7 protein-coding genes are annotated in these 12,818 nt (G+C 41.7%); 2 read left to right on the top strand and 5 right to left on the bottom strand.

The window, feature by feature from the left end:
* Positions 1 to 328: 328 nt before the first annotated feature.
* Positions 329 to 1,018: an N-formylglutamate amidohydrolase gene (locus G564_RS0102195; protein ID WP_029036216.1), complete on the top strand. Its 690-nt coding sequence runs from the start codon at positions 329 to 331 to the stop codon at positions 1,016 to 1,018.
* Between the two features lies 1 nt (position 1,019).
* On the opposite strand, the gene G564_RS0102190 is transcribed toward G564_RS0102195, so the two are convergent.
* From G564_RS0102190 to G564_RS0102170, 5 genes are read right to left on the bottom strand one after another with little or no spacing between them, the layout of a single operon-like run.
* Positions 1,020 to 1,433, bottom strand: coding sequence for an OsmC family protein (locus tag G564_RS0102190; protein WP_029036215.1), 414 nt, complete (start codon positions 1,431 to 1,433; stop codon positions 1,020 to 1,022).
* Positions 1,434 to 1,436: 3 nt separating this feature from the next.
* Complete coding sequence (locus tag G564_RS0102185) at positions 1,437 to 2,495, bottom strand: NAD(P)-dependent alcohol dehydrogenase (RefSeq protein ID WP_029036214.1); 1,059 nt, start codon at positions 2,493 to 2,495, stop codon at positions 1,437 to 1,439.
* Positions 2,496 to 5,513 (bottom strand): 1,4-alpha-glucan branching protein GlgB, encoded by a 3,018-nt coding sequence (gene glgB, locus G564_RS20830; protein WP_316928838.1) that lies wholly within the window; start codon positions 5,511 to 5,513, stop codon positions 2,496 to 2,498.
* 3 nt (positions 5,514 to 5,516) lie between these two features.
* Positions 5,517 to 8,816, bottom strand: coding sequence for a maltose alpha-D-glucosyltransferase (gene treS, locus G564_RS0102175; RefSeq protein ID WP_029036213.1), 3,300 nt, complete (start codon positions 8,814 to 8,816; stop codon positions 5,517 to 5,519).
* Positions 8,817 to 8,826: 10 nt separating this feature from the next.
* The gene (locus G564_RS0102170; RefSeq protein ID WP_029036212.1) at positions 8,827 to 10,806 is read right to left on the bottom strand and encodes an alpha-1,4-glucan--maltose-1-phosphate maltosyltransferase; all 1,980 of its coding nucleotides are present in this window, start codon (positions 10,804 to 10,806) and stop codon (positions 8,827 to 8,829) included.
* Between the two features lie 192 nt (positions 10,807 to 10,998).
* On the opposite strand from G564_RS0102170, the gene treZ reads away from it, so the two are divergent.
* On the top strand, positions 10,999 to 12,816 hold the full coding sequence (gene treZ / locus G564_RS0102165) for a malto-oligosyltrehalose trehalohydrolase (protein ID WP_029036211.1): 1,818 nt from the start codon (positions 10,999 to 11,001) through the stop codon (positions 12,814 to 12,816).
* Positions 12,817 to 12,818 lie beyond the last annotated feature (2 nt).

The raw sequence follows: 12,818 nt of genomic DNA, 5'->3' as shown, positions 1-12,818 counted from the left end.
AAGCCACTATATTTCAGTTTGTGGTAAACATTAGAAATAAAAAAACCAGGTATCGGGGGCTCATCAAGAACCGAATGTGGGCATTTGCCCGCGGAATGTGGATAAATCTAGTGAGGATAGCCAAAAACATGGAGAAAATGTGTCCCTGGAGTCCCGGGAAATCCCAAAACTCTTTATTTTCTGGATTTTTTCACCTTCTAAACATTAAAAATCCTCTGATTTTCTCGTTTATCATAATGCAAATAAGAAACAACAATTTAATCGTCAAATAGTAGCCTCTCAGAGCTTTTCGAAATTAGGCTTTTTAGAGGTGACTCAACCTTAAGCATTGAACCTACTTCTTACATGCGAACACGCCGGCAATGAAATTCCGGAGCAATATTCCGAATATTTCGAAGGAGCAGATGAAGTCCTGGAGAGCCATCGCGGCTATGATCCCGGAGCACTGGATCTTTTTAACCGGCTTAGTGGCCTGGCCATTTTTTGTCAGCCTTACATGATAAGCCGCCTGTTGGTAGAACCTAACAGATCTTTAAATCACCCTCAACTCTTTTCAGAACTCACTTCACCTATGGAGGAGTCGGAAAAGGAGGATATTCTCAATGATTTTTACCTGCCGTATCGCAATTTCATTGAAGGAAAGCTTGAGAATTACATATCCGAAGGAAAGGAAATCCTACACATATCTGTACATACTTTTACCCCTGTGCTAAATGGGGAGGTGAGAGATGCAGACATCGGACTTTTATTTGATCCTTCCCGTGACTTAGAAGCAAAATTTTGCGAAAGCTTCCGGAATAAATTTCTGGAGCAGGACAGGAATCTGAAAGTCCGGTTTAACTATCCTTACCTGGGCATAGATGACGGATTCACCACTTCTTTAAGAAAAATATTTCCGGAAGGATATTTAGGTATAGAACTGGAAGTCAATCAGAAATTTGTCAGCGATAATAAAATGGAAAAGCGCCTCAAAAATGACATTTTTGAGGCGCTTTCTAAAGCTGTTAATCATTTATAGATCAGCCATTGAGGCTTGACTCCAGGGAAATTTCAGTATTCAGCAACCTTGAGATAGGACAATTTTCCTTGGCATCTTTCACCAGTTCTTCAAATTTTTCCTGTGAGATCCCGGGAACTTTGGCTTTTAAAATAAGATGTGACTTCTTCACTGTTCCATCTTCAAAAGTTATATCACATCTTGTTTCGAGTTCTACAGGATTAAAATCTTCTTTGGTCAAATTGGCCGACAATTGCATTGTAAAGCAACCGGCATGAGCTGCCCCAATCAATTCCTCGGGATTTGTTCCCTTTTCATTTTCAAACCTGGTGTGGAAAGAATATGGTGTGTTCTGAAGCACCTGACTTTGGGTTGACAAATGACCTTTTCCTTCTTTAATGGTGCCGTTCCATACGGCTGTAGCATTTCTTTTCATTGGTTAGTTATTGTTTTTAAGTGATTTCATATCTATTACAAATCTATAGCGAACATCTGCATTTAACGTGCGTTCATAAGCTTCATTGATCTGGTCTATGTTGATCATCTCTACTTCTGAGACTATCCCGTGTTCTGCACAATAGTCAAGCATTTCCTGGGTCTCCTTGATACCGCCGACTAATGAACCTACCAGACTTCTTCTTTTCATAATAAGAGGTGCTGCATGGACCGGAGAAGGGTTAGGTGGAATACCCAGAAGCACCATTACACCATCTGTTTTCAACAGGTTAAGGTACTGGTTGTAGTCATGTTGAGCAGAAACAGTATTGATGATCAAATTGAAACTTCCGGACATTTTTTTCAGATTCTCTTCACTGGTTGTAAGTTCAAAATGTGCGGCTCCAAGTTCGTTAGCGTCCTTTTCTTTTTCGGGCGAGCGGCTTAGCATTGTCACCTCGGCTCCCATAGAAGAGGCGAGTTTTACAGCCATATGCCCCAGCCCACCTAAACCTACTACTCCTACCTTATCTCCTTTTTTTACATTCCAGTTGCGCAGAGGTGAATAGGTCGTTATGCCGGCACAAAGTAAAGGCGCAACTGCATTATGGGGAAGCTTATCTGAAATACTTAGTACAAATTCTTCCCGTACCACTATGTGAGTGGAATAACCACCATACGTATGAACGTCCCTGTCTAAGGGTGATGGGGAATTGTAAGTAGCTGTAGGGCCATTGAGGCAATACTGCTCAAGGTCTTCATCACAGTTTTCACAGTGACCGCAGGAATCCACAAAACAACCCACACCCACTGTATCACCTTCTTTATAGCGGGTGACATCCTTTCCAACTTTTGTCACTGTTCCCACAATTTCATGTCCGGGCACACAGGGATATTTGGTGCCTCCCCATTCATTGCGGGCGGTGTGAATGTCTGAATGACATACTCCGCAGTACAGGATCTCGATCTCCACATCTCCGGGACCGGGTTCGGGCCGGTCAATGGTATAGGGTTGGAGATCCTTATCTGCAGCCTGTGCCGCATATGCTTTAACGTTCTTCATCTATGATTTCTTTAAATATATTACTCCCATAGGAGGTAATGTTAAAGATAAGGAATTGCTCTGCCTGTGAGCAGGAATTTCCTGGGTTTTGACCTCTTCCAGGTTTTTTAAGTTACTTCCGCCAAAACGTTCTTCATCACTATTAAAAATCTCCTTCCAGGTTCCGGTTTCTTTAATTCCTATTCTATAGTTCTCTCGTGGAACCGGAGTGAAATTGCACACCACAAGTATATCATCTTCAGGATTGTTTCCTTTTCTAAGGAAACTAATGATGCTATTCTCCTCATCATTAAAATCTACCCATTCAAAACCTTCGTGGGAAAATGCCTTTTCGTAAAGTGCAGGTTCCTTTTTATAAATGTTGTTCAGTTCTTTCAGGGTTTCCTGGATATTCCGGTGAGAATTTTCGTTAGTGAGATGCCATTCAAGACTACCATCATGATTCCACTCAGACGGTTGTCCAAATTCGGCTCCCATAAAAAGCAATTTCGTACCCGGGTGAGCATACATGTAGGCATACAATGTCCGCAGGTTAGCGAATTTGTTCCACTGGTCTCCCGGCATTTTATTTAGAATAGAATGTTTTCCGTAGACCACCTCATCGTGAGACAAGGGTAACATGAAATTTTCTGTAAATGCATAATTAGTGCTGAAAGTAATGGTGTTTTGATGATACCTTCTGTGAATGGGATCTTCACTAAAATACTTTAAGGTATCATGCATCCATCCCATCATCCATTTCATCCCGAAACCTAATCCGCCAATATATGTGGGTTTGGAAACCATGGGCCAGGCGGTAGATTCTTCAGCAATAGTCACCGCATCGGGGAATTCTTTATACACTACTTCATTAAATTCTTTTAAAAAGCTTATAGCCTCAAGATTCTCTCTTCCTCCAAATTCATTTGGCTGCCATTCTCCTTCTTTTCTTGAATAATCCAGGTAAAGCATGGAGGCTACGGCGTCGACCCGTAATCCGTCAACATGGAACTTATCTAACCAGAATAAAGCATTACTAATGAGAAATGATCTTACTTCACTTCTTCCATAATTGAAGATGTAGCTTTGCCAGTCTGGATGGAATCCTTTCTGTGGATCGGCATGTTCATAGAGATAGGTGCCATCAAAATAATGCAGACCATGCAGATCTGAAGGGAAGTGGGAGGGAACCCAATCCAGGATCACTCCAATTCCTGCTTCATGCAGACTTTCAATAAGCTGCATAAATTCCTGCGGAGTACCAAAACGGCTGGAAGGGGCAAAATAACCGGTGATCTGGTAACCCCAGGAACCAAAGAAAGGATGTTCCATTACCGGCATGAATTCCACATGAGTAAAGCCCATCTCTTTCAAATATTCCGGAAGCTGTTGCGCAAGCTCCAGATAGGTCAGGGAACGAAAATTGTCTTCGGGAACCCTTTTCCACGACCCAAGATGTATTTCATAAACAGACATTGGTTGGGGTTGTTTTTCCTTTTCCTGCCGGTCTTTCATCCAGACCTTATCTTTCCAGGTGTTTTCCAGGTCCCAAACCATAGAGGCTGTATTAGGCGGAGTTTCCCACATGAAGGCAAAAGGATCACCTTTTTCGGCTTCATAGCCGTTATTCGATCGTATAAAATATTTGTACAGGCTTCCTTTTTTGGCATTGGGAATAAATACTTCCCAGATACCGGAGTGATCCCAACGTGCCTTCATAGGATTCGCTTCCCGGTCCCAGTTATTGAAATCGCCAATCACCGAAATATTTTCGGCGTTCGGAGCCCACACGGCAAAATACACCCCCTCTGTTCCCATGTATTCCATGAGGTGGGAGCCGAATTTATTATAAAGATGATAATGCTTTCCTTCCTTGAACAAATGAATATCAAAATCTGTAAGTAAGGTGGCTTCCACAGGTTTGTCGGCCGAAGATTTTTGCTCCTCCTTTTTATTTGTAGTAGCATCTTCGACAGTTTCTTTTGCTTTTTGAGCCGCGGCGGCTACTTCCTCTTTACTAGGAGTGATATCTTCAACGAATTTTTTCGCTTTTTCAGAACCTCCAATTACTTTTTCGGCAATTGAACCTGCCACTCCCTTAATTTCTTCAGGATCTGGAATTAGATCTTTTGCCTTTTGCTCCAGATCTCTTTTTGTCTTTTCATCGGGAGTTAACCGGTCTTTCAAATTTTCTGCAGTTTCTTTTGCTGCATCCTTCAGGTCATCAGACGGGGAAGTATTGGGTAATTTCATCTTCTCCTCGGCACTTATCCCCGGGACAGATTTTTGCCGGGACATCTTTTTAACCGGTTTCTTTGCTTCCTTCTTATCTTCTGTCTCCCCTTTCTTTTTGGAAGTTTTAGGAGTAGAACCTGCTCTTTTTGCTGCAGTTTTCTTCGTCCCTGTTTTTTTCTCGGGACTTTCCTCTGGTGTAGTAGTCACTTTAGTTGCAGGGGCGGCTACATCGGGTACCTGATCGTCTGTGACCGGATCTATGAACTTAGCCGGTTTGGAAGAAGTACCTTCCTTTTTCTTTCCTGTAGTTTTCTTTCCTGTCTGGCTTTTAGGTTTAGGATTGACAGCACTGTCTGCATCGGGCATTTTTGCTTTGGGCAATCCGGTGTCAAGTTTAGTCTTTTTGTCTTCAGGCAGGGATTTCTTCTTTACAGCCGGCTTTTTGGAACCTGTGGTTTTTTTAGTATTATCACCTTCATCAGGCGTACCATTCTCCGGAAGTTTCTTTTTTGGCTTCGGAAGTTTAGGTGGTGCTGATGAAGCCTCGGCGGTTTTCACCGGAGTTTTTCCGGCTGTAGCACCTTTTTCTGAAGATCCGGATTTGCCTGACGTCGATTTAACCGATGAAGTTTTTCCCGTATCAGTTTTCTTCCGGGTTTTGTCCCCAACACCTTTCGGGCCTTTTACCTCGCCGGATTCCTCCGGTTTCACAGCTGCCTTTTTGCGTGGGTTAGCTTTTGGTGCTTTCCCTGTTTCTGAAACATTCTTCTTTATATCTTTTTTATTTTCCTCTTTCTTAGCCATTTCTTATCGTTTTATAAATGATTTAATACCCCTTAGCGGGATCAACACCCAATCTGGCCGATTGTTTAATTCATAATTCATTTCATAGATCGCCTTTTCCAGCAGAAATACCTGCATTAGGATCTCGGTATCTTCTTCATCTGGTGGGATAAAGTCATTATCTCCTACATGATCATAATATCCTTTAAGGAACATCTGGGTCACCAGGTAGTACCAATTTTCTGCCCAAAGGTCAAGTTCGCCCTCTTTTGAGGCCTGGTCAAATTCTGATTCAATTATGATACTGTAAGCAGCATAATGGAAAGATCTTACCATTCCGGCCACATCTCTTAGTGGCGATCTCTTTAATCTTCTTTCACTAAAGGAGCGGGCAGGTTCCCCTTCAAAATCTATAATAACAAAATCCTTTCCTGTCCATAAAACCTGCCCAAGGTGATAATCTCCATGAGTCCTTATTTTCATAATAGGGATCTTATGGTCATAGACCTTTTTAAAGGTATTAAGGACTTCTCCCTTCATATCCAGGACTTCCTGGGCTTCAGGTTGTATGTGTTTCGGAAGCGTCTTAATGCTCTTTTGAAGGTTCTGGAAAGCATTTCGTGTCAGTGATTGCAGCGAGGAGAATAAAGACCGCTGATAATGAAGCGAAAATGGTTCCGGTTCAAAATCTTTTTCGGCAGGGTTTGCTGCCAGGGCTTTGTGCATCTCTGCTGTTCGTTGTCCCAGAAGTGAAATTCGCTCCGGGAAGACCACGCCCATAAGTTCCTTCATGTTTTCTGAAAGATCCTGGAAGGAGAGGGGAGTGAGGTCATGTTTCACCTCCTCAAATTTCATATCTTTAGGTGTGGTAAGTACCCTCTCAAAAAAGCGGTTTAAAGCATCTTTTGTATAATCCCATGCATCTCCCTGATTTGGGATAAGGTCCTGCATCATTCCCAGCACGATGATATTTCTCGCGTCCGGCTTATATTCAATCGCTCCTACAAAACGAGGAGAGTTCTTGTAATCTGTTTTTTCTGTAAGATATCTTGTGATCTCAAGGTCAGGATTGATCGTGTTATCCAGTTTTCGGTACAACTTCAGAAAATACCTGTTATCAAATATTAACGATGTGTTACTTTGTTCTGCATTAAGGATCTTTGAGTGAACTTTCTCAGCTTCGGCCTCAAAGTCATTTTCACTGTGATAAAAAACGAGATTACCGCGTCCACTCGGCAGTTCTCTACCTTTTTTAATATTTCGGAACAGCACATTTCTGAAGCTTTCACTATAAACGGCATCAAACAGGTAACCTTCATCATCACCTATCTGAAGCTTGGCAATGACTCCCTTTGCAGGAACCTCTTTATATTCTTCATCATGTCGCGGACTTACAAACCCCAGGGGAAGCTGATAAACTTCAGGTAATCCATCGTTATAACTAACTTCAATTGTTACTAAGGTTGAAGGTAGGTCGGGCACCGGAATATCTACCTTATTAAGAACATTGATATTTTGTATGACCCGGGATTTTCCTCCAAACCATCTACAGGTATTCAAATATTCCGGAAGTACGTAATGTTCAAATTTATATCTGGTCTTGTTTTGAAGCAATTGTTCCCATTGATCGATCTGAAGAAGGGGAGTTTCAGATTTCGAGATACGTCCCTCTTCTTTCTGTAACTGGAACCAATAGTAGCCATGAGGAGCCATGGTGAATAAATAAGGATGTTCAGTTATCCTCGGAAACTTATTATGACTAAAGACTTCTACCGGAATATAACCTTCATAGGCCTCCAGATCCAGTTCGGCTGCCTGGGGAAAACGTGAAAGATTACCGAGTACAAGGATATCCTCCTCTTCATAGGTCCTTGTATAGGCAATGATCTTAGCATTACTTGGAGACAGGAAATTAATATCCCCGCGTCCAAAAGCTTTAAATTTTTTCCTCATGCCAATGATCCTTTTCATCCACCATAAAAGAGAAGAAGAATTCATCTGCTCTGTCTCGACATTTACCGATTCATATTTATATGAAGGATCAATTATTACGGGCAAATAAAGCTTATGAGGATTTGCATGAGAGAATCCGGCATTTCTATGGGAAGACCATTGCATTGGTGTTCTAACACCGTCCCGGTCACCCAGGTAAAAGTTGTCCCCCATTCCAATTTCATCTCCATAATAAATAACAGGAGTCCCGGGAAGCGAGAACAGCAACACATTCATCAATTCGATCTTATTCCTGTTGTTTTCAAGGAGGGGAGCTAACCTGTGCCTTATACCAACATTGATCTTTGCCTGTGGATCTTTGGTGTAAACCTTGTACATATAATCCCTTTCCTCATCGGTTACCATTTCCAGGGTCAGTTCGTCGTGATTACGTAAAAAGATCGCCCACTGGCAATTCTCCGGAATCTCCGGAGTCTGATCTATAATATCCATAATTGGATACCGGTCTTCCATTTTGACAGACATGAACATGCGGGGCATGATAGGGAAATGATAATTCATATGACACTCGTCTCCCTCTCCAAAATAGGCTGCAGAATCTTCGGGCCACATATTGGCCTCTGCAAGTAAGAGCTTATTCTCATATTTACTGTCTACATGAGTTCTGAGTTTTTTCAGAAATTTATGAGTCTCGGGTAGATTTTCGCAGTTTGTGCCTTCTCTTTCGAACAAGTAGGGAACTGCATCAAGCCGGAAACCATCTACTCCCAGATCGAACCAAAAATCCAATACATCAAAAACTTCCTGTTGCACCTGTAGATTATCAAAATTGAGATCAGGTTGATGACTAAAAAAGCGGTGCCAGAAGTATTGTTTGGCTACAGGGTCCCAGGTCCAGTTGGAAGGTTCTGTGTCTGTAAATATGATTCGGGTGTCCTTATATTTCTCTGGATCATCACTCCACACATAGTAATCTCTTTCTGGAGATCCAATAGGAGCATTACGGGCCCGCTGAAACCAAGGATGTTGATCTGAGGTATGGTTGATCACCAGCTCGGTAATTATTTTTAACCCCCTGTTGTGGGCTTCATCAATTAATTTTTTGAAGGTATCGAGATCTCCATAAGATGGATTAATACTGTAATAATCGGCAATGTCATAACCATCATCCCGCAGGGGAGAAGGATAAAAGGGGAGAAGCCATATTGCTGTTACTCCAAGATCCTCCAGATAGTCCAGTTTTTGAAGCAGACCTTCGAAGTCGCCAATCCCGTCTCCGTTACTGTCAAAAAATGCTTTAATATGTAATTCATAAATAATGGCGTCCTTATACCAGGTTGCCTGATCGTTTGAATTTATGGGTTTGATCATGGTTATTTTTTTATCTGATTGGTTTTTTGGTTTCAACTTTTAAAATGTGGGCCGGGACAGCTCTTGGATGCAGTTCAACATAATTCCATTCATTCTGCCATATGTAGCCGGCACCGGTAAGAAGATCCTTTACAGAATAAGACTCATGGTTTTCGATCTTAAGCCTTTTTAAGGGCACCTGTACCCAACCCGATTGAGTATGGTTTGGATCCAGATTAACTACTATTAAAAGTTTATTGGTTTCCTCCTGATCTACTTTTGAGTAACAGATCAACTGGTCGTTATCTGTGTCGCAGAATTCAATATTCCAGGTAGTCTGTAGGGCAGGATTCTCTTTTCTTATCCTGTTAAGGATACTTATCATTTCCTTGATCCGGGTATTGCGGTGCCAGTCCCAGTGGTAGATCTGGTATTTTTCTGAATGTATATATTCTTCTTTTCCGGGATAGGCTTCATTGAGTCCGAATTCAAATACAGGACCATACAAGCCATAATTGGATGACATGGTAGCTGCAAGTATAAGCCTTATAATAAAAGAAGGTTCACTCTTGTTTTCCAGAGAAATTGGCAAAATATCAGGTGTATTAGGCCAGAAATTCGGGCGGTAATACTCTCTGACTTCCGTTTTGGTAAGCTGTGTGAGGTATTCTATAAACTCTTCCTTGCTATTCCTCCAGGTAAAATAAGTGTAGGATTGATTGAAGCCGATCTTTGCAAGTTCTTCCATAACCCTTGGACGGGTAAAGGCTTCAGCCAGGAAAATGATCCCTTCGTGCTTTTTATTGATCTCCTTGATACACCATTCCCAAAAAGGAAAGGTTTTAGTGTGGGGATTATCTACTCTAAAGATGGTAATGCCTTTATCGATCCAAAATTCTACAATACTTTTAAGTTCATCCCAAAGGTTTTCCCAGTCTTCGGTCTCAAAATTGACAGGAAGTACATCCTGGTATTTTTTAGGAGGATTTTCGGCATATTGTACGGTGCCATCAGGTCTCCATTTAAACCACTGCGGATGTTCCTTCACATAGGGATGATCAGGAGAACATTGAATGGCAAAATCCAGGGCGATTTCAATATCCATGTCTTTTGCCTTTTGTACAAGTCGTTTAAAATCTTCCATACTTCCCAATTCAGGATGAATGGCTTTATGCCCTCCCTCTTTGGCTCCTATAGCCCATGGAGAGCCGGGATCTCCTTCTTCCGCTTCGGTAGCATTGTTAAGACCCTTCCTGTGACTTCGGCCAATTGGATGGATTGGAGGGAAATAAACAACGTCAAATCCCATTTTTGAAACTTCCTGCAAAACATTCTCACAATCTTTGAAAGTACCGTGTTTGTCTTTTTCTGGAGAAGCAGATCGCGGAAAGAATTCATACCAGGCGCTAAAAAGAGCTTTTTTCCTTTCAACCCTTACTTCCAGCACCTTATCATAAGGATAAGCTATGTTGCGGTCACGGGATTCATACATGACCCGGGATGCAGTATCACTAAGCGCCTCAGAAACCGATCTTGCCTCATGCTCCTCATCTTTAAGCAGGTTTATCCAATCCTTAAGTTTCTTTTTATTTGGCGCAGAGGCTCTTGGAAGTGCTTCTTCCATTAACTCTGCTCCTATAAGCAATTCTGTCTTCAGGTTTTGATTGGCCGCGGCTTTTTTCTTCAAACCATCCTGCCAGGTGGAAAAATGATCAACCCACGACTCCAGCGTATATTCATAATCTCCGGTGTCAGGTATTTTGAACACGCCGCTCCAATGGTCATTTCCCTCAAATTCCATGGGTTGTTCCTGCCATTTTTTCTCACGGCCTTTTCCTTTCTTTTTTTCGCGATAGAGAAGGACCGCATCCACCTTGTCATGGCCATCGCCAAAGATGTCGGCTTCAACTCTTATTTCTTCATTTATAACTCTTTTGATAGGATATTTTCCACAGTCAATTTGGGGTTTTACATTTCTTATACTCACTCTCTTATGACCATCAATTTTCATATGTATCTTTTAAAGGTAAAATTTTGATTATTTTATGGGAGTGCCAGTTTTTACAGGATTTCCCATATCTAAAACACTTAAATTTAGGCAAGTAAACTCACACCCTTAGTTAAAAAACTATTAAACATAAAATCTTCCATGATATCCTTCTTAGCTTTGAAAGAGACGGAGTTAAATGACAGAAAAAGATTTATGAACAAGAAAATTGGCGCTACATTAAAGAAAGATGGAAAATGTGATTTTTGTGTATGGGCCCCTTTTGCGGAATCTGTTGAATTAATTTTTAAGAACAGGACTGAACCACAGGACCTTTCCAAAGATGAAAAAGGATACTGGAGCGGTTCATTTTCTGAAGTCTCTCCCGGAACCTTGTATAAATACAGGCTGAACAAGAAAGATGAATTTCCCGATCCTGCCTCCCGATCTCAACCCGATGGGGTTCATTCATGGTCACAGGTAATACCTGTCGACGCACATGATTGGCACGACAAGAACTGGAAAGGAAGGGAGCTGGCAGAAATGAGTATTTATGAGTTGCATGTGGGAACCTTCACCCCTCAAGGTACTTTTGAAACCATAATAGATAAATTGGATCACCTGGAAGAGCTGGGAATCAATACTATAGAATTGATGCCTGTTGCACAATTTCCGGGGGAACGTAATTGGGGCTATGACGGCGTTTATCCTTTTGCTCCCCAGGACAGCTATGGAGGTGTTTCGGGTTTAAAAAAGCTGGTGGATGCCTGTCACGCCCGTAACTTTTCAATACTTCTGGACGTGGTTTATAATCACTTTGGTCCCGAAGGAAATTATATTTCGCAATATGGTCCCTATTTTACAGATAAATATCACACCCCCTGGGGGAGCGCCATTAATTTTGATGATGAATATTCAGATGCGGTAAGGAAGCATTTTATTCAAAATGCATTAATGTGGCTTGAGGAGTTTCACTTTGATGGGTTACGCCTGGATGCAATTCACGAGATCATTGACCGCGGAGCAAACCATTTTCTCAGGGAACTCAGTGAAAAAACTGATGCCCTGGAGCAAAAAACCGGAAGGAGATATGTTTTGATTGCCGAAAGTGATCTCAATGATACCAGGTTGATTAAGGATTATGAACTCGGCGGCTATGGGCTGGAAGGACAGTGGGTTGATGATTTCCATCATTCCCTGCATACCGTGCTTACCGGTGAAAAAGCAGGCTATTATGCAGACTTCGGAGAAATGGAATTATTGGCCAAAGCTTTTAAGCAGGCTTTTGTATATGATGGAACCTATTCGGTCTTTAGAAAACGTACGGTGGGAAACAACCCTGCGGGAATTTCGCCAGATAATTTTGTGGTCTGTATTCAGAATCACGATCAGGTAGGAAACCGGCTCCTGGGAGAACGCCTGGCCGAACTTGTAAGTTTTGAAAAACAAAAACTTGCAGCAGCTACCATGCTCTCTTCCCCATTCGTTCCCATGCTTTTTATGGGCGAAGAATTTGGTGAGAAAAACAGATTTCAGTATTTCGTAAGCCATGGAGATCCCGACCTGGTGAAGGCCGTGCAGGAGGGCAGGAAAAAAGAATTTGAATACTTCTTCCATAGCCGGGAAGGAGAATTTCCCGATCCACAGGCAGAAGAAACCTTCGACCATTCAAAGCTTAACTGGAATTTTAAAAATGATGAAGGGAAAAGATATCTTTTTGAATTTTATAAAATTCTTCTGAAATTAAAAAAGGAAGGAGTTTTTAAATTATTCTCCATTAAGGGAGTGCAAACTTTTACAGAAGAAGACCACAAGATACTTAAGGTATCTGCGAAAGATCATACAGGATCCTTAACCGGTATTTTTAACTTCGGGAATAGCATTTTTACTGAAGATTATTCCGGTGAAAAGACTCCAGAAGTCGTGATCTCGTCTGCAGACAAAAAATGGGGAGGTAAGATTACAGAACAGGAGCTGTTGCAGGAAGGAAAATTAAAAGTTCCTGCAGAAGCGGTACTAATTTATTCCTCCTAAAA

The sequence above is a fragment of the Salinimicrobium xinjiangense DSM 19287 genome (assembly GCF_000423585.1).
In the GTDB taxonomy this organism is placed as follows: domain Bacteria; phylum Bacteroidota; class Bacteroidia; order Flavobacteriales; family Flavobacteriaceae; genus Salinimicrobium; species Salinimicrobium xinjiangense.
Note: the sequence above shows the minus strand (reverse complement) of the source record. Positions and strands in the feature narration are given on the sequence as shown.

Coding starts and splice junctions, on each gene's coding strand:
- G564_RS0102185 (WP_029036214.1), bottom strand. CDS start 2,495: ATGAAGAACGTTAAAGCATATGCGGCACAGGCTGCAGATAAGGATCTC.
- treZ (WP_029036211.1), top strand. CDS start 10,999: ATGAACAAGAAAATTGGCGCTACATTAAAGAAAGATGGAAAATGTGAT.
- glgB (WP_316928838.1), bottom strand. CDS start 5,513: ATGGCTAAGAAAGAGGAAAATAAAAAAGATATAAAGAAGAATGTTTCA.
- G564_RS0102190 (WP_029036215.1), bottom strand. CDS start 1,433: ATGAAAAGAAATGCTACAGCCGTATGGAACGGCACCATTAAAGAAGGA.
- treS (WP_029036213.1), bottom strand. CDS start 8,816: ATGATCAAACCCATAAATTCAAACGATCAGGCAACCTGGTATAAGGAC.
- G564_RS0102170 (WP_029036212.1), bottom strand. CDS start 10,806: ATGAAAATTGATGGTCATAAGAGAGTGAGTATAAGAAATGTAAAACCC.